This is a genomic window from Mucilaginibacter pedocola (assembly GCF_002013915.1).
Taxonomy (GTDB): Bacteria; Bacteroidota; Bacteroidia; order Sphingobacteriales; family Sphingobacteriaceae; genus Mucilaginibacter; species Mucilaginibacter pedocola.
In genome coordinates, this window is record NZ_MBTF01000004.1 from 174,276 (window position 1) to 197,837 (window position 23,562).

Sequence of the window (23,562 nt, forward strand, 5' to 3'; positions counted from 1 at the left end):
TTCGGTGTTCAGTATTCGAAATTCATTATTCGTTATTATTCTCTCACCACATCCGTATCCACCGGCGTGTAGCCCAATTGGCGGCTCATGTTTACTACCTGCCCTTTGTGGTGAAACTCGTGCGTTATAGCGTGCGTGAATATCTCGAAAGGGGAGCGGGTAAGCTGCGAACCATCGGGGCGGGTGATGAGTAGCGGAACATCCAGCGAATCTTTAAAATGATTTAAAAATTCATTCATTAGCAGGTCCACCTGGCCGTAGACATTGCGTACAGCTGTTAAATCAAGGTGCTCATCTCCCTTAAAGTAAGCATGTTTCTCCTGCATTACACTGTTGGCCAGCCAAAATACATAGCAATTGGCTACGTGCAGTAGCAGGCTTGCCATGCTCTCGTTATTGATGGTAGCAAGGGGCTTTAGTAGATCCTCTGGTTTTACCGTCTCGCAATAATCAAAAAGCGCATTGCGCGATGAAAGTGTTAGCTGGTATTGGTGCAGCAGGGTAGTGTACATGTTTTGCCTATATTAAGTGTTCGCGTTGGGCGAAGGCCTGCAGGGTATCGGGCGCTGTCATTAAAAAGGTTTGTATACCTAATTTTTTAGCGGCCTCCAGGTGCTGCGGGCTATCGTCAATAAACAACGTTTCAGCGGCAATAAGGTTGTTCTCTGTTAACACTTGTTCAAAAATATGCGGCTCGGGTTTGCGCTTGCCCATCAGGTGCGAGTAGTAGGCCTTTTCAAAGAGATGATCGTTACCATCAAAGCCAAACTCATCCTTCAGGTATTTCATGATATAAGTGTAGTGGATATCATTAATATTGCTGAGCAAAAAGGTGCGGTATTTATCTTTCAGTTGCAGCAGTAATTCGTGGTTGCCGGGGGCTATGCCTAATAGCAGGCTGTTCCAGGCGTCGGTTATTTGCTGGTCGGTAACATCGGCGTTGCCTATCTTTTCTTTCACATAGGCACGGAACTCATCGGCGCTAACTTCGCCACGATCGAACTTATCAAATATCTGGTCTTGCGCGCGGTGCCCAAAAAACTCCTCGGCATCGGTAATGCCCAGTTTTTTAAATTCCTGCTGCGCTATGCGGAAATCGATGCTGAAAATAACGTTGCCGTAGTCGAATATGATGTTTTTGATGTTCTCCATACGGCAAATATGTGTAAACGGCTTTACATTGCCGCCCGCTTCATCAAAAATTAATACGTACGAAACCTTATTCTTTCAATAGTCCGGCAAAAAAGGGTTTTAGCTGGTCGGCCAGTATGGCGTGGTCTTCCACACTGGGGTGGGCGCTGCAACCATGCGGTTCCATTGGTTCGAAAAAGAAAGTTGCCACCTTTTTATCCGTAGGGTACAGGGCATCTACCTTGGCTTTTATTGCGGTAAGGCAGTTTTGCAAAACGATGCGTTCTTTTCCTTTTATCATGGGGCTGCTTAGCAGGGCAATTTGCGCTTTGGGGTATTTGCTTTTTACCAACTGCACAAATTTTACATACTTGTTGGTAAAAGTAGTAGTATCAAACGGAGCGCGGGCATGTACGCCATCGCCTTTGCTCATATCGTTGGTGCCAAGGGCAATGCTCACTATCTTAGGGCTGTATTGGCTAAAGTTCCATTTATTGGAGCTATTCAGTTGAAGGTCGGTGTTTTCGTAAACCTGCGGCATCGATAGTCCGTCCATATTCCAGGTGCGGTAAACGCCAATGCCGCTTACGCTGGTTAAAATATAGTTTGTATTTAATGCGCGGGCCACCCTTGGCCCGTAAGCCATGTAAGCATTGTGCTGGTCTATATAATCGCCGCCGCCGCAAACCACGTCCGACGCATCTGCCGCGGCGCCGCAGGTAATGCTGTTGCCAATAAATTCTATCAATGGCGCGTTGGTAACGCTTAGGGGCGCAACCTTATCGGCCGCTACTTTTGAAATAATTACGGCGCCTGTTGTTGCCTCAGTAGTTTTGTAAACCCAAACAGTGTGGTTGCCGGCAGATGCATTAATAACTAAGGGTTGGTTAGCACTGCCGCCTATGCGTACGCGTTTTTGGTAAACACCGTCAAGCTCATATTGCAGGTAGCTATGCCCGTTGGTGTCGGGCAGTTCGGTATAAATGGCGCATTTGGTGCCGTTGAAGCTAAAACCAAAGTGCACGGCCGAGCTGATCAGTTCCAGTTTGCGCTGTTTGTTGAACAGGTACCTGCCATAAGGTTTTAGTTTTGCGGCATACAGCGTATCGGTTTTGGCGAAGGGGGCAGCGTTGGCCGAAGCAAGAGAACTTAATGTTAAAAATACACTTAGAATGGTGCAGATGCGCTTATTCATTACGATGCAATTGGTTTACGCAATTATACGGCAGCGAAGTTTAATAGCCAACTTTTAGTGTTTAATTAGCAATTAAGTTAAAAAGCGCAACAGGAGCGCCCAGGCAATAAAAACTTGTTTATAAAAATGCCTTGGTTAACTATTATTTAAAGCGGGTTATTTTATTGGGTGGCTAAACGTGAACTTAATATTAAATTTAGCTTAGAATGATATTAGAAACGGATGAGAATTTGTGTTTGTAATTATGATTTGTGTTAACAATGTGGCTTATTATTACAATATCATTAAATATAGTTCATTTTTGCTGAATATATCCTTAATACTGCAAAGGTAGTTTCGTGAAAAAAAATATTCATGAAACAAAATCTACTCAAAACTTGTTTTTGGTCGATTTTAGCCCTCGTAACATTTGTTATACCGCAGCTATTATTCGCCCAAACCGGTAACCCTATAAGGGGTATCATTATCGACGACCACAACCAGCCAATCCCCGGTGTAAGTGTTATGGTTAAAGGCACAACATTTGGTACCACCACCGGTGTTGAAGGCCGTTTTACAATTTCGGCTGCTAAAGGCCAGGTACTGGTTATTAAATCTATCGGTTACGTTACCGAAGAAATAACCATAGGTGCCGAAACAAACATCTCTGTTCAACTGAAAAACGATTCGAAAGCCTTAACAGAAGTTGTGGTTACAGCTTATGGTATTAAAAAGGAAGTTCGTAAGTTAGGTTATTCGGTACAGGAAGTAAAAGGTGCCGACCTTGTAAAGGCGCGCGACCCTAACCCTATCAACTCATTAGTAGGTAAAGTTGCAGGTTTAACCGTTGGTGCCAACGCCGAAATGCTTGGCCGCCCCGAGCTGGTACTTCGTGGTAGCAAGGATTTGCTTTTTGTGGTTGACGGCTCACCGGTTAACTCTGATACCTGGAACGTTAGCCCCGATGATATCGAGTCGTACTCGGTATTAAAAGGCCCTAACGCCGCTGCACTTTACGGTGCAAGGGGTATTAACGGTGCTATTGTTATCACTACCAAAAAAGGTTCTAAAGATGCTAAAGGCTGGCAGGTTGATTTTAACAGCAGCACGCTGTTCGAGCGTGGCCTTATCGCATCGCCGCAGCCACAAAACGAGTATGGCCGTGGTAACGGTTACCACTACGAGTACCAGGCAAAAGATAACTCTAACGTATACCTGCCTGCTGCAGATGTATTGTATGACAACGCTAACCGCTTAGGTGAGTACGGCCCGCGCTTTGAAGGCCAGCTGTTGCGCCAGTACGATAGCCCTTACGATCCCGTAACAGGCAAACGTACTCCTACGCCGTGGTTAGCGCGTGGTGTTAATAACTGGGAGAACTTCATACAAACCGGTATGATATCTACCAACAACTTATCTATATCTGCCAGTGGTTCTAATTACGCTTTACGTACATCGTATACCCACATGTACCAAAAAGGTGTAATGCCAAATACCAAGCTTAACTCAGATAACTTTAACCTGGGTGCCAGCTATAACATTACTCCCAAATTTTCTGTTGAGGGTAACTTAAACTTTAACAAACAGTACACTCCCAACATTCCTGACGTGAGCTATGGCCCCAACAGCTATATCTACATGTTTAAAGTATACGGTTCTGCCGATTATGATGTGCGCGACCTTACCGATATTTACAAAGGCCCGCAGGGTGTACCCGGCCTGGTACAGTACGCACAAGAGTATGGCCGTTTAAATAACCCGTGGTTCATGGCCGAAAAATGGCTGCGCAGCCACGATAAAACCGATATTTACGGTTACTTAAGGCTGAACTATAAAATTACCAACGACCTGAATGTTGCTTTACGCACACAAATTAGTACCTGGAACCAGAAACGTACCGAGCAGGTGCCTTCATCGGCCAACTTAAATGCTTATACTTCATGGTATAAATTTGGCTGGTACGGTGACTACCGCGAGGATACCCGCGATCTGTTCGAAAACAATACCGACTTTCAGTTGAACTACAACAAAACGGTTGGTAAATGGTCGTTTAATGCTTTGTTAGGTGCTAACCAGCGTTCGTTCAAATACAACTCTTTTTATGGCACAACCAGGGCATTAGCCATCCCTAACGTATATGTATTATCAAACTCAGTACAAACCCCGCTTACCTATACCTGGGGTTCGAAGATGCAGATATACAGCTCTTTTTACTCGTTTGATATTGGATACGATAAATACTTCAACATCAACACCACAGGCCGTTATGATAACCTGTCTACTTTCAGGCCGGGCAAACGCGGCTATTTCTACCCATCGGTGTCGTTATCTTCGGCTATATCAGATTATGTGGAACTGCCTACAGCAATCAGCTTCCTGAAAGTAAGGGGTTCTGCCGCTATGGTGAAAGGTGGTTTAACTATACCTACCGTTGGTACAGCTTACCAGCAGGTTAACTTTGGTACCACAAATACCGCTGCGTTATTAAACTACGGTACAGAGTTATACAGCTCTTACGATGGCCCAAGTTATGATAACCAAAATACTGTAAGTTTTGCAACTTACTATAACAATATGCCTTCGGTTGCTTACAACAACAGGCTTGCCGACCCTAATCTGGAATCATACAAACGTATTTCTTACGAGGGTGGTTTAGATATCAAATTCCTGAACAACCGTTTAGGTTTAGATGCTACCTACTTTGATACCGAGAACGGCCCGCAAATATTCCCGTTACTTACCGCCCCTTCAACTACCTATTCATCCAGAAATGTTAACGCGATCACCACAAGGCGTTCGGGCTTCGAGGTATCGTTAAACGGTGCTCCGTTCCGTAACCCTAACGGTTTCTCGTGGGATATTAATGCCAACATCTCTACTTTCAAAGAAACCATTACCGATATTGGTGTAGAAGGCCGTACCGACCTTGCTTTGGGTAACCACAACTATAAAGTTGGCGACAGGGTAGACGAGATCTTCGGTACCAAATACCTGCGCGATAAAAGCGGCAATGTGGTATACGATGCAACCGGTAACTTGTTAAAAGCTACAGGTGGTAACAGCCAGATATACGGTTCGCTGGGCCATCTTAACCCCGATTACTCTTTCGGCATCAACAACAAATTCTCTTACAAAGCCTGGAGCTTTAGCTTCCAGTTTGATGGCCGCGTAGGTGGTAAAATTTACGACTACAACTACTACGCTGCACGCCAGGGCGGTACCGATCTTTCAACTGTACAAGGTGTTATTGGTGCAGCACGTTTAGCTGAATGGAACTCTACTAAACAAGGTACACAAGCGCCAACCCCTGCCTTAATTGGTAACGAACTTGGCCAGGGTGTTAAGATAGTAAGCGGCACGCCAAAATACGAGAACGGTGTTATCTCTAACCTCGACGAGCTTACGTTTGCTCCTAACACAACGCCAATAACTGTTCAGGGGTATTTGAACGGTACCATCAAATCAATCGACGAGGCGTTCATGATCAGCAGGACCTACGCTAAACTGCGTGAGGTAACTATCGGTTACACCTTCAACAAAACCTTCCTGCAAAAAGCCGGCATCAAATCGGCAACATTATCACTGGTTGGCCGTAACCTGTTGTACTTCGCTGCACGCAAAGATTTCGATATCGACCAGTACGCTTCGGGTTACAACTCTGCCGACAGAACAACAGGTGGTGCCCCTGCAAACGGTGCTCTGCAAAGTTCAACCTTCCGCAGGTTTGGTTTCAACGTTAACCTGAGCTTCTAAAGAGACAACCGTGTATAAAAACATTAAAAGAAATAAAATGAAAAATATAACAGTAAAAATAATTTCGGCCTGCCTCTTGCTGGTACTTTCGGTATCAAGCTGCCAAAAAGGCGAGCTTGACGTTAACCCCAACGCGGGCAACGCCAACTCGGTTGTGCCGGTATCGCTGATAGTTAACCACCTTACTGCTACGATGATAAGAGCGGATGAGATGCCTTTTTCGAGCAGTGATTATATTCCGTACAAATCTGCACAGATGCAGATATCAAACTATGCCAAATACTGGAGCACCAACGAAGACACCTGGAACTATAGCGCGCATAGCTACGAGATATTAAAATATGCTGTGCAGTTAGAGATACAGGCCCAAAGCCAGGTTGGCGCAAATAGCAAATACCTTGCGGTGGCTAAATTCTTCCGTGCTTATGCGGCCGTATGGTTATCGCAGCGTGTGGGCGATATCCCGATGACACAAGCCGGCGACCCTGCCTTCCAAACCCCGGTTTTCGACAGCCAGAAAGATGTTTACAAAAACTCGCTGAAATTGCTGGAGGATGCCAACACCATCATGACGGCTACAACCTCGGGCCAGCCGGGAGCTGCATTTGATAGTGGCGACATTTTTGGTTTCACTAACCTGCAATGGCAAAAACTAATCAATACTTACCGTTTAAGGATATTAATAAGCCTGAGCAAAAGGGCAGATGACACCGCCGACCTGAATGTTAAAACTCAGTTTGCTGCAATAGTGGGTAATGCTACAGCCAACCCCATCATGACAGGGAATGCCGATAACATGGTGTACAAGTGGGTAGCCTCTAACCAGTACCCGCCGTTTGCTACCGGTAACAACTCTTATAACAACTTCCAAAACGTTGGTAAAGCTTTCTTAGATATCACCACATCTACCAAAGACCCTCGTACTTTTGTTGTGGCAACGCCTGTTACTGCTGCGGGTTACGCTTCGTTCAGCAGCTATATAGGTGCCGATCCGGGTACAGCGCTGGCTACCCTGCAAAACACAGCAGGCAGCTACTCTGGCTTTAACGGCGCACGTTATTTCACCAATAACCTGGGCGCTACCGCCGAGCCTTTCTTTTTTATTGGTTACCCGGAGCTTTGCTTCAACATTGCCGAAGGTATTAACCGTGGCTGGGCTTCATCCTTATCGGCTGCCGATGCAAAAGCATGGTACGATAAAGGTGTTACAGCATCATTTGCAAACTTTGGTTTAAATACCGGTGCAAGCTCAAACGTTACTGTATCTGATGTGGGTGGTAAAGCCCTGGGTACTGTAGCTACAGATAATGCTACTTTCCTTGCCAATATTGCTTACAATACTGCTGATGCTTCAGCAGCGCTTGCGCAAATATTACAGCAAAAATATGTGGCCTTCTTCATGAACTCGGGCTGGGAAGCCTTCATGAACCACCGCCGCACAGGCCTGCCTGCTTTCAGCGAAGGTGGTGTAGGTATTGGTACAGTAGGTGGCAAGATACCTCACCGCTGGTTATACCCGTTAGACGAGATCAACGCTAACAATGCCAACTATAAAGCCTCTATCACCAGCCAATACGGCGGTACCGAAGATGTGTTTAAAGATATGTGGCTGATCAAATAATTATCCAAAACAACAACAACGGCAGGGGCACATTTTAGTGCCCCTGCTTTTTTAATTGATAGGAAATATGAAAAAACTACTAACCGTATTGGCCTTTGCAACGCTGTTTGCAGCCAATGCTTTTGCCCAAATTGCCGATAGCACCAAACGCCACGTTACCCTGCAAGGGGCAGCAAACTTCCGCGATCTGGGAGGCTATAAAACCAAAAGCGGTAAAACCGTCAAATGGGGTAAAATATACCGCAGTGCCGATATTAGTAAGTTAACTGATGCCGATATTGCCGTATTGCAAAGCAAAAATATTGCTTATGATATTGATTTTCGCGGCAACCAGGAATCGGCACAGGCCCCTGATAAACTTATACCGGGTGTAAAATACACTTTGTTGCCTGCCGGCAGCGATAGCCTGGGCAACTGGATGAAAGAAATGGCTGCTGCGCCAAAAGGCAAAGATGTGGGCGATTCGTTGCTTACTTCGTTTTACGGTAACACGCGTTATTTAACGGCAAGGTATAAGCCTTTCTTCGACCAATTGCTTACCGTGCCCGATAACGAGAGCCTGATGTTCCATTGTACTGCCGGGAAAGACCGTACGGGTATTGCCGCTGCCTTGTTCTTATACAGCCTGGGCGTGCCTTACGAAACCATTGTAGAAGATTACACTGCCACCAACTACTACCGCACTGCCGAGAACAGCCGCTCGATAAAAGGTATGATGGCTATGCTGCATGTTGAGGAAGCAACTGCAAAATCAATGATGGCGGCTAAAAAAGAGTATCTTGATGCCACGTTTACGGCTATAAACAAGCAGTACGGTTCGGTAGATAACTTTATTAAAAACCAGCTGGGGCTGAATAATAAACAGCTTACCGTGCTGAAAAGTAAATACCTGGAATAGGAACAATACTAATATATTACAGATGAAGAGGAGAGATTTTGTAAAGAATGCCGGGCTATCGGTCCTGGGCGTATCGTTGCTTGGCCCCGTAGAGGCTTTGGCCGAGGGTAACGTTACGCATTTAGAGAGCGACGAACTTTCGCCATCGGCAAGCATGGCAGATGAGTACCCGCTGCACTTTATTGCCCTTGGCGATTGGGGCCGCAGCGGCGAATATGGCCAGGCCGAGGTAGGTAAGCAAATGGGCGATTGGGCACGCAGTAACCCTAACAAATTTGTAATATCGGTAGGGGATAACTTTTACCCCAAAGGCGTCGTAAGCGAGCACGACCCGCTTTGGAACTTCACTTTCGAGAACATCTACACAGCGTTTTCGCTGCAGTGCGATTGGTACCCCGTGCTGGGCAACCACGACTACATGACCGACCCCGAAGCGCAGGTACGTTACAGCAAAATTAGCCGTCGTTGGCGCATGCCATCGCTATATTACAGTAAGGAGATGAGCCTTGGCCCAAATGCCAAAGCGCTGTTTGTAATGATAGATACCGACCCCTTCCTGTTCGAAGAAAAAAAGGACTATGTGGCTAAGCAAATGGAATGGATAAACACCACCCTGGCCAACGCATCGGCAGATGTGAAATGGAAGATAGTAGTTGGGCACCACCCGTACTACACCGTTGGCCCGCGCATAAAAAACTACGATACGCTAACCATGCGCAAAGCGCTAACCAACGTTTTCGAAAAGCATAAGGTGGACGTTTACCTTTCCGGCCACGACCATTCTTTGCAGCACCTTAAGCCCGAAGGTTTTACGCACCAGTTTATCTCGGGCGCAGGCTCCGAGCTTACACCGGTTACCGATGGCGTACCGTACAGCAAATTTGCAGCCTCGCAGCATGGCTTTATGTATTTTTCGGTAGCTGCCAATAAGCTGAGAGTAAAAGCTATAAACGACACCGGTGCTATGCTGTATCAAACAGAACTTACTAAATAAGGCCTTACATTTACTAAACACAAAGCCGCCCGTTTTATGCAGGTGGCTTTTTTTGTTCCATTTTGCCGATGAGGAAAATAAACATGCATCTTGTAGGTATTAGTTAATGCAAAATTGTCTTTTAACAGGATAAGCAATATCTTGGGGAGGCGTATGCCTGCCTTACGGGCAGGCTTTGTTCATCAATTAATTTAACCGATATTACCGTAGTGTTGCACTTGTTGGCCAATATATTTTTGGTATTCCATTTTTTTATGCCTTTGCCCGGTGGAGCTGTAGCTGCAGTTCCACAGTCGGTTAATGGCGAAATGCGCACTTTAAGTTTCATTGGTACACACGCCGATGATGCGCCCGTTGTAACTATTGCGGCCGATGATATGTACCCCTGCGATGGTACAGCGGTAAATTTTACAGCCTCAGTAGAAAACGGCGGGGTTAATGTATACCAATGGCTGGTAAACGGCAGGGCGGTTGGCGGCAGTTCGCCAACGTTTAGCCTTCAAAATGCCAACCCCAAAATAGCCGCCGAAGATGAGGTGCAATGTGTGGTTACCAACCTGCAAAACGGATTAGTGGGTTCATCTAACAAAATTATGGGCATTCACACCCGCGAGTACCACATACCTACCATCGAACTTTATTTTATTACCAATACCAGTTCTACCGGTACCAAAGCATTTTGTGCGGGTACAGAAGTAACAATAGGCACAGCATTGCACCTCAATTACCAGGATGCTACGCTTAACTATACATTGCAATGGCATGTAAACGGTGTAGATGTACCTAACCGCAATAACGCCTTTGTTACCAGGGATCTGAAAAACGGGGATGAAATAACTTGTACCTTTCATATCACCGCGAAATGTGTAGGTGTAGCCACTGCCGAATCGAATACGTTGAAAGTGGAGATATTACCCAACGAGGCACCTTCGGTAACCATTACGCCTGAAAGCGATGTATGTATTGGCCCCCCAATTACTTTTACTGCCAGCCTTACCGGCACGCCCGGCGTGGTTAATTACCAGTGGCGCGTAAACGGTAACCCGGCCGGCAGCAACTCCGCCCAATTTAGTAGCACCAACCTAAAAAATGGCGATGTATTGAGTTGCGGCATAACCAATACCAACGGCTGTGGCATAAGCACGGCGGTTTCTAACGAAGTTACCATTGATGGCGCACCCTCGGAAAGCAACAGCGTAAGTATCACGTCATCAAAGCCGGATAATATTATAGAGGAGAATGAACTGATAACTTTTACAGCCCACCCGCAGTATGCGCAAAATTTGAGTTACCAATGGACGGTTAACGGAAACAGTGCTGGCACCAATAGCGCAACATTTTCGTCGGCAACGCTTACCCTTGGCGATAAGGTTGCCTGCACGGTAACCACTGCCGATAAATGTGTATTGCCGCGCATGGCTGAATCAAATGTAATTACTGTGGTTATGTTGGTACCCGTGGTTATTCCTAATACTTTTACGCCTAATGCCGATGGCGTTAATGACACCTGGAAAATAAACGCCCTGTTGGCCTACCCCGATTGTGTTATAAATATTTATAACCGTTATGGCAGCATGGTGTACGATGCTAAAAGTTATACCGGCGGTTGGGATGGTACATATAAAGGCACAGCGTTGCCGGCGGGTACCTATTATTACATCATCAAACCCACCAAAAAAGGCCCAAAATATTCGGGGAATGTTACCATTATCAGGTAATATTTTTTTGGTATTGCTTCCCGGAAAAGGTATTAGTTTTTACGTTACAGATATGCTGAATATTTTTATATTTGGGATACTATAGATGGATATGTGCCTGAGCCTTACTGCATGAAGAAACCTTTACTTTTATTACTATTCCTGTTGGCTGCCATTGCGCCCTGCATTACCAAAGCGCAGGAAAGCCAAACCGTAACCGCCGGCGAGTTTACTAAACCCATAGAGTTTCCGGGAGGCAATTGCGTTTACCGCTGGACAAACAGCAACACTTTTATCGGGCTGAATGCAGTAGGCGGGGTTGGGAATATAGCGCCTTTTAAAACCGTTAACCCCTTACCGGTACCGGCCATAGCTACTTTTACGGCAGAACCCATCTCTTCTGACTTTGCGTATGTCCCGGTTACCGAAACAAAAAGTATTGCGGTGGTAAGCACGGCAACAAATAGCGTAGTGGCATCCGTCCCAGTGGGCGATATGCCCTTCGGTATCGCCATAAATCCGCAGGGTACTTTAGTTTATGTTTCTAACGGCGGTACAAACACTATATCCGTTATTAATACTGCCACCAACAAAGTAGTAGCCGGTATCTTTGTTGGCGAAAACCCACGCGGAATTACTATTAATGCCGATGGAAGCCGGGTTTACGTGGTAAATTCTTCATCAGATAACGTATCGGTGATTGATGCGGCCATTAACGAAGTAATTGCCGTGATACCAACGGGGCGTACACCTGTCAAAGCACTTTTAAGCCCCGATGGTAGCAAATTATACACAACAAATTCTAATGGACACTCGGTATCGGTAATTTCACTGGCAGACAAAGGCATTATCGCTACCATACCGGTGGGTCAATATCCACAGGATTTGGCCTTGCGCCCCGACGGTGAAGTACTTTACGTTACCAATTTAGGCAACAACACTGTATCCGTTATTAACACAGCGGGAAATTACGTAGCCGGATCTATAGCGGTTGGCCAGGGGCCTTCGGGAATTATAATAAACCCCGATGGCAACAAAGCTTATGTAACAATGCCCTCGGGTTCTGCTGCAATAATTGATCTTGCTGACAATACGGTAACTACGCGCGCCATGCCGGGGCGTCCTTCAGGGCTATCGTTCGCGCCCGATGGTACTCTGTACATTATTAATGGCCAAAATGCAGTACTGGATCATTATAATGCCGACCTCTCTTTTATAGGGCAGGTACCGGTAGGCATTTCAACATTATCGCTTGGGAATTTTATAAGAAAAGGCGGGCCCTGCACCGCCGATCCTATATCGTTCACAATTACGGTTAACCCACCATCACTTGGTACAATTAGCAACGGACCGGTCTCCGGCGATATAACTTCCTGCGTTGGCACTGCTTCTGCCAGCCCCGGCATAAAGCAGTTCAAAGTATCGGGTACGGGTTTAGCAGATAATATTATTGCTACGGCACCGGCCGGCTTCGAAGTATCGCTTACCCCGGCCGGCGGCTATGGTAATATAGTAAGCCTGGTGCAAAGCGGTGGAACGGTGAATGACGTAAGGGTATATGTTCGTGCATCTGCTACGGCTCCCGGAGGGTACATATCAGGCTCGGTTAAACTTACAGCTACAGGTGTATCCGCAAAATATGTAGGTGTGAACGGGTTTGTGACCCAACTACCCGCAGTTAATAACCCCGGAGATAAAGTTGCCGCTCCCGCTGAGAATGTGCCGGCCATTAGTTTAACAGGAACTGCCAACATTTACCGATGGACGAACGACAACCCGGCCATAGGTTTGCCGGCAAGCGGCGAAGGCGATATTCCAACTTTTAAAGCTTTGAACGCAGGTGGTACAGCTGCCGTAGCCAATATAAGGATCACGCCCGTACAGGCGCAACTGGCATATGTTGCTAACTACGACGATAATACGGTATCGGTAGTGGATATTGCCCGGAGCCTTGTGCTAAAAACCATCCCCGTGGGTAAAGCGCCTAATGCTGTAGCCGTTAGTCCCGACGGTAACCTGGTATTTGTCAGTAATTATTTTTCCGACGATGTATCGGTGATTAGCACTTCTTCAAATACGGTCATTAAAACCATTCCTGTTGGGTTGAGCCCTTCGGCCGTTGCGATATCGGTTGATGGAACCAAGCTTTATGTAGCAAATAATGGCACTAATAAAGTTGCTGTTATCAGTACCGCTACATTTCAACCACTTGATATCATAACAGTGGGCGACAACCCTAACGGGCTGGCAGTAAGCCACGATGGAACCCGGTTGTATGTTTTAAATTACAGCAACTTTTCAGTTTCTGCGGTAGATCTGTCATCCAACGCAGTGATAGCTACCATGACCGGATTATATACAGGCGCACCCACCGGAATTTGCATAAGCCCTGACGATAGCCGGCTATACGTAGCAAGTGTTGCTCGTAATGATATAACCGTATTTAATACAGCAACATATGCCGTGGAGAAGAGGCTGAGTGTAACCTACTCTCCCAATTATATAACCGCTAGCCCCGATGGGGCCACCTTGTACGGCACCTACTATGCGAGTAGCATATTTACAATAGATCTGGCTACCGGGGTTGTTAAAGATAACCAGGGAGTGGGCAGCGCACCGGTGGCCATAGCCGTTTCTAAAGATGGTAACCAGCTTTTTGTTGCTAATACTTTAGATAACAACTTAGTGGTATTGAACGCTGCTAACAATGCTATTATAAGTAAAACACCGGTTGGAAAGAACCCATTTACCATGGGCAATTTTATTAAGGAAAGTTCGGGCTGTTCGGGCGTGCCAATAGATTTTAAAATAACCGTAAACCCAACTTCTGCTGCCGGGGTAATAACGGCTGGCCCTGTAATTGGCGATATATCTGCATGCGTGGGCACAGCTTCCGTTAGCCCTAAAATTCAACGCATTAGCGTATCGGGTGTAGCCCTAATAAGCGATATTACCGCAAGCGCACCTACGGGTTTCGAGGTATCGTTGTCTGCAACCGGTGGTTACACCGATAAAGTAACTATTGCCCAAAGTGGAGGGAAGGTAACAGATGTGGTGGTATATGTGCGTTCATCAGCTACGGCCGCTGCCGGCTATATTACGGGTAATGTTACTTTGGCATCTGCAGGCGCAGCCCCGCTATTGGTAAACGTGCGTGGCATTATCAATAATTTGCCAACTGTGGATAAGCCTGCCGACATAGTGCTTGACAATGCCGAAACGGTTAACCTTATTAGCTTTACCGGCACCGGCAATACTTATACCTGGGTAAATAATAATACATCAATAGGGCTCAGAGCCGGTGGTAGCGGTAATATAGCATCGTTTACTGCAAAAAATACCGGCACTACCCCCGTGGTGGCTACCATAAGGGTTACGCCTGTATCATCGCAACTGGCTTATATCAGTAACTTCAACAGCAATACGGTATCGGTAATAAACACAGCAAACAATGCGGTGGTAAAAACTATACCGGTAGGCTGGAACCCTATTGCCATAACAAGAAGCCCCGACGGCGCTTATGTGTATGTGAGCAATTATAAATCGGGTACAATATCAGTTATCAATACTTACAGTAACACGGTTACCGCAACCATTACGGTGGGCACCAACCCTGCGGGCCTGGCAATTACTGCCGATGGGCGTACTTTGTATGTGTCTAACAAAGGGTCTAATAATATTTCGGTTATTAATACATCTACCTCGCAAGTTACAGCTACTATTGATGTTGGTGAAAACCCGCATGGCATTGCTTTAAGCCACAGCGGTAAGTTTTTGTATGTGGTTAATTATTCTGATAATAATGTGTCGGTAGTAAGCACGCTCACAAATACCATTGTAGCAACCATAGCTGTAGGTGGCAAACCCGGTACGGTATGCATCGGCCCCGATGACGCCTTTGTTTATGTAACCAACCAAAATTCCGGGACGGTTTCGGTGATCAACACGGCCAGCAACCTCGTTGTTGCCGAGGTTGCCGTAGGCAGTGCCCCTGAAAATATCACTATTGGCCCGGATGGAAGACATGTGTATGTAAGCAATGTAATGTCGGGCACGGTATCTGCCATTAACACGGCGACCAACGCTGTCGTATCCACTATACCCGTAGGCAGGAGCCCCATGGGTGTTTCGGTAAGCTCTGATGGTACGCGGCTGTTCGTGGCCAATACGCTGGATGGCAACGTTTCTATCATTAATACTGCCGATAATACTGTTGTATCTACCATAACTGTTGGCAATTACCCCTATGCCGAAGGTGACTTCATTAAAGAAAGCACCGGGTGCCCGGGCGTACCTATGGAATTTACCATAACGGTTAACCCGACGGAATCAACCATTATGCCATCAACAGCCACTGTTGCAATTAATGCTTGTACAGGTAGTAACGCAACAGAATCGGTGCAAAACTTTACCGTATCGGCCAAAAACCTTACCGCCGATGTTACAGCTACAGCACCGGCGGGTTTTGAAATATCGCTTAGCGAAAACGCGGGTTTCGGTTCAACGCTGGTTATCCCGCAGGCTGCCGGGAAAATTAACAACACCATAGTTTACCTGCGCTTGGTAAGTACGGCAACTAATGGTACGGTAGCAGGTAATGTTGTACTGTCTTCGGCAGGTGCCAATATTAAAAATATTGCCGTAACCGGTATAAAGAGCGCCCTGCCGCTGGTTAATAACCCCGGCAACCGGGAAGAAACCAACGGTATAGCCAGCCAGCCGATTAACTTCGAGGGGAGCGGTGGGAGTTTTACCTGGGTAAATGATAATCCATCCATTGGCCTGGCCGCCGGTGGTAACGGAAACATTCCGGCGTTTATGCCCGTTAACAGGAGCCGCACACCTGTTACTGCAAATGTTAGCGTTACACCGCTTGCCAGCCAAATGGCCTATATAGCTAATTTAGATGATAACAGCGTATCTGTGGTCGACCTCGCGAGTAATTCAGTTGTGAAAACTATCCCGGTAGGTAGAAACCCCAATGGCGTAGCTATAAGCCGCGATGGCAGCAGGGTATACGCAAGCAACTATTCGTCAAATAGCATTTCGGTTATCAGCGCATTGTCTAATACCGTTACAGCAACTATCCCTGTACCGGATGCTCCGTTGGCCATGGTGGTTTCTGCAGATGCCGCCACTTTGTACGTGGCCAATAACGGCACAAATACGGTTTCGGTAATTAATACTGCTACACTGCAAATTACCGGCACCATCGCAGTGGGGGAAGGCCCCGGGGGATTGGTGCTTAGCCATGATGGAAAACGGCTGTATAGTTTAAATCAGTCCAGCGGTTCTGTTTCGGTGATAGATGTGCCGTCGAATACCGTATCAGCCACTATAGGGTTAAGTGCACTGGCCGTGAGCTTCTGCATCAGCCCTGATGATAGCCGCATATATGCCACCGATGCGATAAGTGGCGATATTGTGGTTGTGAATGCAACTACCAATACCATCGATTCGAGGATGAAACTTGGTCAAACGCCACGGTTTTTAACCATAAGCCCCGATGGTAAAACATTGTATGCCAATGATCAGCAAAACTCTGTTTTGGTAATTGATATTGCAACCCAAGCTATAAAAAACGTTATGCGGGTAGGCATTTTGCCATTAAGTATAGCCTTGAGCGACGACGGAAAACAATTGTTTGTTACCCTTGGGCAGGATAACGCCCTGGCTGTGTATAATACAGCCACAAATGCACTAATGGCAAAAGTACTGGTCGGTAAAAACCCTTTTACCGTTGGCAACTTTATCAGAGAAGCAAGTAGCTGCAACGGTGCGCCGGTTACGTTCGATATTACGGTGAATCCTCCTGTGCCGATAATTACAGCAGGGCCGGCGACTGGGACAATATCCGCCTGCGTAGGCACGACGTCGTCGGCACCTAACGTGCAGCGTTTTTTGGTATCGGGTAAGGACCTTTTCGAAGGCATTGCCGCAACGGCTCCGGCAGGTTTTGAGGTATCATTAAGTATCGCGTCGGGATACGGCAATAACGTGCTGATTCCGCAAGCTGCAGAAACCGTTGACAATGTAACGGTTTATGTGCGTGCAACAGCCTCGGGTGTAGCAGGTACTACAACGGGCGATGTTACGCTAACAACTGCAGGCGGGAGCGACAAGCAGGTACGCGTATCCGCATTTATAAATGCACTGCCAACGGTAAGTAAACCCGGCAACCAATCGGTTGATAACGGCGTAACAACAACTGCTGTTAACTTTACGGGTACCGGCAATAGCTACACTTGGGTTAATGATAACCCATCTATAGGCTTAGGTGGAAGCGGTACAGGCGATATACCGGCTTTTAATGCCGTAAATACAGGCAGTACACCTGCTGTTGCCAAGGTTACGGTTACACCTCAGTTAAAATCGTATATCTATGTAGCTAACTCTTCCGATAACGCTATATCTGTTATTAACCCTGAAGGCGGCGCTATTATTAAAACCATACCCGTGGGCACCTTGCCGTATGGTATAACTGTTAGCCCCAACGGAACAAGGGTTTACGTATCAAATATTTCTGATGGCTCGATGTCTGTGATCAACGCTGCATCAAATGCCGTTATCGCTACTGTACCCGTTGGTAGCCGCCCGTTTGGCATCTCTGTAAGCCCCGATGGTAGCCGGGTTTATGTAGCAAACGAAACATCTAATACCGTATCTGTTATTGACGGTGTTTCTAATTCGGTTATTGCCACCATCCCTACCGGCCAATACCCGGTAGCAACGCTGGTAAGCCCCGATGGCAACCGGTTGTATGTGGCCAACCAAAACAGCAGTTCGGTATCAGTATTCAACACAAGCAACAATACGCTTGTTGCCGAGATACCTACCGTAGGGCAGGCACCGGCGCAAATGGCTTGTAGCCCCGGCGGTGGGGTTTTGTATGTAGTTGGTGTTGGTAACCAAAATACATTTCAGGCCTTTGATGCTACTACCTTCCGGCAGTTAACGTCTTTGTCTTTCAGTAAAGATGCCCATGCCATTGCCGTTACGCCCGATGGCAGCAAGATATATGTAACTGATAATACGGAAAATAAGGTATGGGTTTTAGACGGAACGCAGTTAGCCTACACGGGCAGTATCCCTGTTGGTAATTACCCTAACGGTGTTTCGGTATCCCCGGATGGCAATTTTGTTTATGTGGTGAATGGCCGTACAGGCGTTGCCGGAGGCGGACTGTCGGTTATTGGTACTGCTATAGATCAGGTGCTTTATACGCTTTCTGCGGGCAACGGGCCTATATCTATTGGCAATTTTGTAGGCCCAACAACCAATTGCCCCGGCGATGCAATTAGTTTTACTATAACGGTAGCACCGCCACCACCGCCGGTGTTGTCGTTATCTGCCACGCTTACGCCATTAACTACTGTTTACGGCACACCGTCGACAAGCCAGAGTTTTAGCGTATCGGGAGCTAATATAGTTTCACCTATTACAATTACGGCACCGGCAGGTTTTGAGGTAAGTGCCGATAACAATAACTTTAGCACAACTGCCACTATAACGGGCAGCGGTACGGTGGCCGCAACTGCTTACATCAGGCTTACCGCAAAAACAGCTGTAGATACTTATAATGGCAACATCGTCATCAGAACCCCAAACGCCACTGATGCAACCCTGGCAGTGCCCAACAGCACGGTAACCCCGGCAATGCTTATCATTACTGCCGATAATAAAACCAAACTGCTTGGTGCCGATAATCCTATTCTTACGGTAACTTACAACGGTTTCGTAAATAACGAAAACGAGGCAGTGCTTAGCCGCCGGCCCGATGTAAGTAGTACGGCAACCACCACATCCGTGGCCGGCGATTACCCTATAACAGCAGGTAATGCCCTTGCGCAAAATTACAACTTCAGGTACGTGCCGGGGGTGTTAACTATACAGCGGTCGTTGGCTATGGTTACCATACCCAATACTTTTACGCCCAATGATGACGGCGTGAACGATACGTGGAACCTAACCTTTTTGCAGGGCTATAATAAGGCCACGGTAAACATATTCGACAGGTGGGGAGGCCCGATATACTCGTCTGTTGGGTACGATCGGGCATGGGATGGAAAGCGCAACGGTGCCGTTTTACCAGCGGGTACCTACTACTATATCATTAACCCCAAAGACGGGCAGAAACCCCGCGCAGGCTGGGTATCTATAGTAAGGTAAGCTATTGTGCTATGCTGTTATCGCGGTTGAAACGGGCTTTATAATCAAGCGGGGATAGGCCTGTTATTTTCTTGAATACTTCTCGGAAGGCCTTGTCATCTGAGTAGCCCACTTCGTTCATTACTTCGAAAATGCTCTTGCGGCCTTTCTCGAGAGTGCTTTTTGCGGCTTCCACTTTTACGCGTTGCAGGTATTCAACCGGTGTATTGCCGGTAGCTTTAATAAAGCGCCTGTCGAAATTGCGGCGGCTGATAGCCAGTTTTGAGGCAAGGCCTTCGAAAGATATCTTTTCGGCCAGGTTTTCTTCGATATAGGTTTGGGCACGGCCAATGAGCTCGTCGCCATGGCTCTTTTGTTTTTGGAAGATCTGGAAGGGCGATTGTGAATCGCGATCGTAATCTATCTGGAAGGTTTTAGAGCAAAAGATGGCGGTATCCCTGTCGAAGTATTTCTCTACCAAAAACAGCATCAGGTTAAGGAAGGAGTAAGCACCGCCATTGGTATAAATGCCGTTATCGGCAGTGAGCAGTTTATCGGTTTGCAGGTTAACGTTGGGGAACAGCCTGCGGAAATCGGCCTCGGCATTCCAATGGGTAGAGCAGCTTTTACCATCCAGCAACCCGGTGGCCGCTAACAGGAAAGCACCTGTGCAAATACTGGCTACTTCGGCACCGGCTTTATACTGCTCCTTTATCCAATCGATAAGTTCGGCATTGCGTTTTAATACGGCGGTGTATTCGTGCGATACGGAGGGGATGATTATCAGGTCGCATTTATGAATACTCGTTAAATCGACTGGATGGATAGAGAACAGCCCGCCATCCAGTTTTAACTCGCCGCCAAGGCCAGCTATTCGTACTTCCATCAGAGGATGGGCATGTTGCTTTTGCCAATACCCGTTGGCCCGCATCAGGATATGGAAAGCTCCTGTTACACTAGGCAGGTTGGCAAACTCTTTAGGCACTACTATTACTACCTGTTTCATAACCGATAAAATTTACTCAAATATAACGCTGGTTGTTGTCCAAATCAACCCGTTATAAAGTCTATTTTGCACCGTTCCAGAGGTAGCTTTCAGATGGTACATTTGTTTTGTTGGATGATGGCATCCGGCAGTAAAAACTCGATTATGAATACTAAGAAATTATCCATCAAATGCTTAGCCTTATTAATGCTGAGCATGTTTGCGTTTATCAATTCAGCTTCTGCGCAGGAACTGAAAGGCAAAATACCTGCTACCAGCCTCGGGCAACGTATCGAACAGGATTTTGGGCTGGGTACCGTATCGGTAAAATACTACCGCCCTAATACCAAGGGGCGTAAAATATTTGGCGGTATTGAGCCTTATGGTACCGTGTGGCGTACCGGTGCCAACAATGCTACCGTAATAACGCTCACGGATACCCTGCAAATGGAAGGGCATACCGTTGCGCCGGGCAGTTACTCATTGTTCAGCATCCCGGGTGCTACCGAGTGGACCATCATCCTGAATAAGAATACCCAACAATGGGGTGCATATACCTATAACGAGAAGGAAGACCTGCTGCGCTTTAAGGTAAAGCCGGTGAAGCTGCCTGCTAAAGTAGAAACGCTTACCATACAGTTTGCGGATGTAACCGCTAATAAGGCCCTGCTGCAAATTCTGTGGGAGAACACAGGCGTTAATGTTAAACTGAGTACTGATATTGATAAGCAGGTAATGGCCAATATACAGGAGGCACTTAAAGGACAGCAAAAGCCTTACTTTGCCGCGGTGTGGTACTACAACCACAATACCCACCTGCCCGAAGCTTTGAGCCTGATGCAGGAAGCTGATAAGGCCCAGCCCAACTTTTACCCTACCAAATATTGGCTGGCAAAACTGTATCTCAAAAACGGCAATAAACCCGCTGCCATAGCTTCGGCCCGCGAAAGTTTAAAACTGGCAACCGAACAGCACAGCCAGGAATATATACGCAAGGCCAGCGAAGTACTTACTGAAGCAAGCGTTAAATAAATTCGTTTACCAAAACTTGAAACCATGAAAGATTACGAGAAAAGTATAACCGTAAGCAACAGCTCCGAAGAAGTGTACGCTGCTATTACCCAACACATACCCGATTGGTGGGGCGACGACTTTGAAGGCGCATCTGCCGAGGTTGGCGATACTTATAACATCGCGTTCGGTAACACCAAAAAGACTTTCGAAATAATAGAAGCGGTACCCAATAAAAAGGTAACCTGGCTTTGCCTGAAGGCGTATATTGATATGGATGGGCTGGAAACAAAGGACGAGTGGGTAGGCACCCGCATCATCTGGATGATCAGCAGCAATGCGGAAAGTACCCAACTAACCATGCTGCATCAAGGCCTAAACAAAAGCGTAGAATGTTATAACATCTGCGAACCCGCCTGGGATTATTTTATGGCTAGCATCGAAGCTTATCTAACTATCGGAACGGGTACGCCATACAAGAAAAAGGTGGCGAAACTGGAGTGGGAGGGATAATAATGTTAAAACGGCGCTTGGTACGAATACTAAGCGCCGTTTTTTATTGGGATTGATTACATTAATTCTGCGCAGGCGGCGGTGGAGGAGGAGGCGTACCTGCTGGGCCACCCGGAGGCGGCGGAACACCTGGCCCACCAGGGCCCGGGCCGTGTTTAGGCGGTTTCACAATTTCGGGGTGCGAGGTGCCGCGGTGGCAGGTGTTGCAGTTAACACCTGTTTGCATTACCATGCCCAGGCTATCTTTTTTAGCGCCAAAGTATTTTTTATTGAGGGCCGCGGTCATTTTAAACATATCGCGGGCCATTTGCTTTTCGGGCTTGGCATCGCTGGCGAAGTCCATTTTGTTGGTGCTTTCGTTGCGCGCGTGGCAAAAGTTGCAACGCACACCGAGGGCCATATTCCAGCCTTCCATAACGTCGTGCAATTGTTCGCCCGTTATTTTCTTAGGCAGCACTTTAAGGTTTTCAAACTTATGCTCCTCGGCAGGAGGGGCGGGGGACATGGCCATAAACGCCACTACAGACAGCAGCGCAGCCACAGCGGTTAATTTTTTGTTGATCGTCATTTTCTTGGAGCGGTTTAAATTACTACTAAGCTAACCCAAAAAAATGATAAAAGTTCGAATCAAAACATAAATGTTACAGAAATGTCATTTTTTGTGCGTTGGAACATCAATGGAGCCTGTTATTGAATAAAGGGCTCTATCATTTCTTCGCTAATCTCCCATAATTTAAGCCTGGCGGCATCGTCGGTTGCCGTGGCAGAAGGCGTTTTTACCTTCATATCGCTAAAATATTTACCGCTTTTTGCGTCTATACGGCTGCCTGTTGCCAAAAAGATGCTGGTTTGTGCGCCTTGCTCTGCTGTTATCATAAAAGGGGTGCCCAGCCACAATAGGGTTTTGCCAAAACCGGTGAGCCCTTCGCCAAAGGCCGTGCTTACCATGCCCGGGTGCAAGGCGAATGATGTAACGCCCTTTGTTCCAAATTTTACGGCCGCAGTACGTGTGAAGTAAATATTGAAAAGCTTGGCCATGGCGTAGGCTTTAATGGGCGAATATTCGGTATGGTCCCAATTAATGTCTTTAAAGCGAGCCTTGCCAATGCGGTGGGCATCGCTGCTAACGTTGATGATGCGCGCCTGCCCGCGTTCGAGCAGTGGGAGCATGGCGTTGGTAAGTAGAAAGTGCCCGAGGTGGTTTACAGCAAACGTCATCTCGAAACCGTCTTTAGTAGTTTCTCGCTGGTTGAATATACCGCCGGCGTTGTTGATAAGTACATTTACCGACATCAGGCTGCTTTTCAGCGTATCGGCAGCGCTGCGCACGCTGTCCATATCCGCCAGGTCGCAAAAAACGGTGTATATATTATTGTTTTTGGATTTGCTGATAAGTTCTTGCTTTACCTGCTCACCTTTGTCCATATCGCGTACCAGCAGGTACAGGGCGTGGTCTTTTTTTGCAAGGGCAAGTGCGGTTTCTTTTCCTATGCCGGATGTTGCGCCGGTGATAACAGTGGTTGTAATTGGCATTGTGATAAATACTAAAACGGGAGAATTTACTACCCAAAACTAATATTTTGGGCGGTATTTGCCAATAGCGTGGGGTGGTAATGGGGGGTTATTTCACGCAAAGG

The 23,562-nt window shown here is 46.9% G+C and carries 14 protein-coding genes; 8 read left to right on the forward strand and 6 right to left on the reverse strand.

All coding sequences use genetic code 11. From position 1 onward, the window contains the following. Positions 1–35: 35 nt before the first annotated feature. The 3 genes from BC343_RS07740 to BC343_RS07750 all read right to left on the reverse strand — a co-directional run bounded on the left by BC343_RS07740 (position 36) and on the right by BC343_RS07750 (position 2,326). Positions 36–512, reverse strand: coding sequence for a DinB family protein (locus BC343_RS07740; protein ID WP_078347196.1), 477 nt, complete (start codon positions 510–512; stop codon positions 36–38). Positions 513–519: 7 nt separating this feature from the next. Further along, positions 520–1,152 carry an HAD family hydrolase gene (locus BC343_RS07745; RefSeq protein WP_078347197.1) on the reverse strand — a complete coding sequence of 211 codons (633 nt, stop codon included), beginning with the start codon at positions 1,150–1,152 and terminating at the stop codon, positions 520–522. A 67-nt stretch (positions 1,153–1,219) separates the two neighbouring features. Then, entirely contained in the window at positions 1,220–2,326 is a 1,107-nt protein-coding gene (locus BC343_RS07750; RefSeq protein WP_078347198.1) for an SGNH/GDSL hydrolase family protein, read from the reverse strand. A gap of 354 nt (positions 2,327–2,680) precedes the next feature. Here BC343_RS07750 and BC343_RS07755 point away from each other — a divergent pair, with 354 nt between their 5' ends. The 6 genes from BC343_RS07755 (at position 2,681) to BC343_RS30715 (ending at position 19,437) form a co-directional block, all read left to right on the forward strand. Then, complete coding sequence (locus BC343_RS07755; protein WP_078347199.1) at positions 2,681–6,058, forward strand: SusC/RagA family TonB-linked outer membrane protein; 3,378 nt, start codon at positions 2,681–2,683, stop codon at positions 6,056–6,058. A 37-nt stretch (positions 6,059–6,095) separates the two neighbouring features. Next, positions 6,096–7,679: a SusD/RagB family nutrient-binding outer membrane lipoprotein gene (locus BC343_RS07760; RefSeq protein ID WP_078347200.1), complete on the forward strand. Its 1,584-nt coding sequence runs from the start codon at positions 6,096–6,098 to the stop codon at positions 7,677–7,679. Positions 7,680–7,746: 67 nt separating this feature from the next. Next, positions 7,747–8,577 carry a tyrosine-protein phosphatase gene (locus BC343_RS07765; RefSeq protein WP_078347201.1) on the forward strand — a complete coding sequence of 277 codons (831 nt, stop codon included), beginning with the start codon at positions 7,747–7,749 and terminating at the stop codon, positions 8,575–8,577. 22 nt (positions 8,578–8,599) lie between these two features. Then, positions 8,600–9,571 carry a metallophosphoesterase gene (locus tag BC343_RS07770; protein ID WP_078347202.1) on the forward strand — a complete coding sequence of 324 codons (972 nt, stop codon included), beginning with the start codon at positions 8,600–8,602 and terminating at the stop codon, positions 9,569–9,571. A 254-nt stretch (positions 9,572–9,825) separates the two neighbouring features. Next, entirely contained in the window at positions 9,826–11,289 is a 1,464-nt protein-coding gene (locus tag BC343_RS07775; RefSeq protein ID WP_143822098.1) for a gliding motility-associated C-terminal domain-containing protein, read from the forward strand. A 111-nt stretch (positions 11,290–11,400) separates the two neighbouring features. Beyond that, positions 11,401–19,437: a beta-propeller fold lactonase family protein gene (locus BC343_RS30715; RefSeq protein ID WP_143822099.1), complete on the forward strand. Its 8,037-nt coding sequence runs from the start codon at positions 11,401–11,403 to the stop codon at positions 19,435–19,437. Position 19,438: 1 nt separating this feature from the next. On the opposite strand, the gene BC343_RS07835 is transcribed toward BC343_RS30715, so the two are convergent. Continuing rightward, positions 19,439–20,422: a GlxA family transcriptional regulator gene (locus BC343_RS07835; protein ID WP_078347204.1), complete on the reverse strand. Its 984-nt coding sequence runs from the start codon at positions 20,420–20,422 to the stop codon at positions 19,439–19,441. 144 nt (positions 20,423–20,566) lie between these two features. Here BC343_RS07835 and BC343_RS07840 point away from each other — a divergent pair, with 144 nt between their 5' ends. Continuing rightward, the gene (locus BC343_RS07840; RefSeq protein WP_238381726.1) at positions 20,567–21,433 is read left to right on the forward strand and encodes a DUF2911 domain-containing protein; all 867 of its coding nucleotides are present in this window, start codon (positions 20,567–20,569) and stop codon (positions 21,431–21,433) included. A gap of 24 nt (positions 21,434–21,457) precedes the next feature. Then, positions 21,458–21,925, forward strand: coding sequence for an SRPBCC family protein (locus tag BC343_RS07845; protein ID WP_078347205.1), 468 nt, complete (start codon positions 21,458–21,460; stop codon positions 21,923–21,925). Between the two features lie 61 nt (positions 21,926–21,986). On the opposite strand, the gene BC343_RS07850 is transcribed toward BC343_RS07845, so the two are convergent. Further along, positions 21,987–22,493: a c-type cytochrome gene (locus tag BC343_RS07850; RefSeq protein ID WP_078347206.1), complete on the reverse strand. Its 507-nt coding sequence runs from the start codon at positions 22,491–22,493 to the stop codon at positions 21,987–21,989. A 119-nt stretch (positions 22,494–22,612) separates the two neighbouring features. Then, the gene (locus BC343_RS07855) at positions 22,613–23,458 is read right to left on the reverse strand and encodes an SDR family oxidoreductase (RefSeq protein ID WP_078347207.1); all 846 of its coding nucleotides are present in this window, start codon (positions 23,456–23,458) and stop codon (positions 22,613–22,615) included. Positions 23,459–23,562 lie beyond the last annotated feature (104 nt).

Excerpts from the sequence above, each read along its gene's own strand:
- BC343_RS07740 (WP_078347196.1), bottom strand. The coding sequence starts at position 512 with ATGTACACTACCCTGCTGCACCAATACCAGCTAACACTTTCATCGCGC.
- BC343_RS07745 (WP_078347197.1), bottom strand. The coding sequence starts at position 1,152 with ATGGAGAACATCAAAAACATCATATTCGACTACGGCAACGTTATTTTC.
- BC343_RS07750 (WP_078347198.1), bottom strand. The coding sequence starts at position 2,326 with ATGAATAAGCGCATCTGCACCATTCTAAGTGTATTTTTAACATTAAGT.
- BC343_RS07755 (WP_078347199.1), top strand. The coding sequence starts at position 2,681 with ATGAAACAAAATCTACTCAAAACTTGTTTTTGGTCGATTTTAGCCCTC.
- BC343_RS07760 (WP_078347200.1), top strand. The coding sequence starts at position 6,096 with ATGAAAAATATAACAGTAAAAATAATTTCGGCCTGCCTCTTGCTGGTA.
- BC343_RS07765 (WP_078347201.1), top strand. The coding sequence starts at position 7,747 with ATGAAAAAACTACTAACCGTATTGGCCTTTGCAACGCTGTTTGCAGCC.
- BC343_RS07770 (WP_078347202.1), top strand. The coding sequence starts at position 8,600 with ATGAAGAGGAGAGATTTTGTAAAGAATGCCGGGCTATCGGTCCTGGGC.
- BC343_RS07775 (WP_143822098.1), top strand. The coding sequence starts at position 9,826 with ATGCCTTTGCCCGGTGGAGCTGTAGCTGCAGTTCCACAGTCGGTTAAT.
- BC343_RS30715 (WP_143822099.1), top strand. The coding sequence starts at position 11,401 with ATGAAGAAACCTTTACTTTTATTACTATTCCTGTTGGCTGCCATTGCG.
- BC343_RS07835 (WP_078347204.1), bottom strand. The coding sequence starts at position 20,422 with ATGAAACAGGTAGTAATAGTAGTGCCTAAAGAGTTTGCCAACCTGCCT.
- BC343_RS07840 (WP_238381726.1), top strand. The coding sequence starts at position 20,567 with ATGAATACTAAGAAATTATCCATCAAATGCTTAGCCTTATTAATGCTG.
- BC343_RS07845 (WP_078347205.1), top strand. The coding sequence starts at position 21,458 with ATGAAAGATTACGAGAAAAGTATAACCGTAAGCAACAGCTCCGAAGAA.
- BC343_RS07850 (WP_078347206.1), bottom strand. The coding sequence starts at position 22,493 with ATGACGATCAACAAAAAATTAACCGCTGTGGCTGCGCTGCTGTCTGTA.
- BC343_RS07855 (WP_078347207.1), bottom strand. The coding sequence starts at position 23,458 with ATGCCAATTACAACCACTGTTATCACCGGCGCAACATCCGGCATAGGA.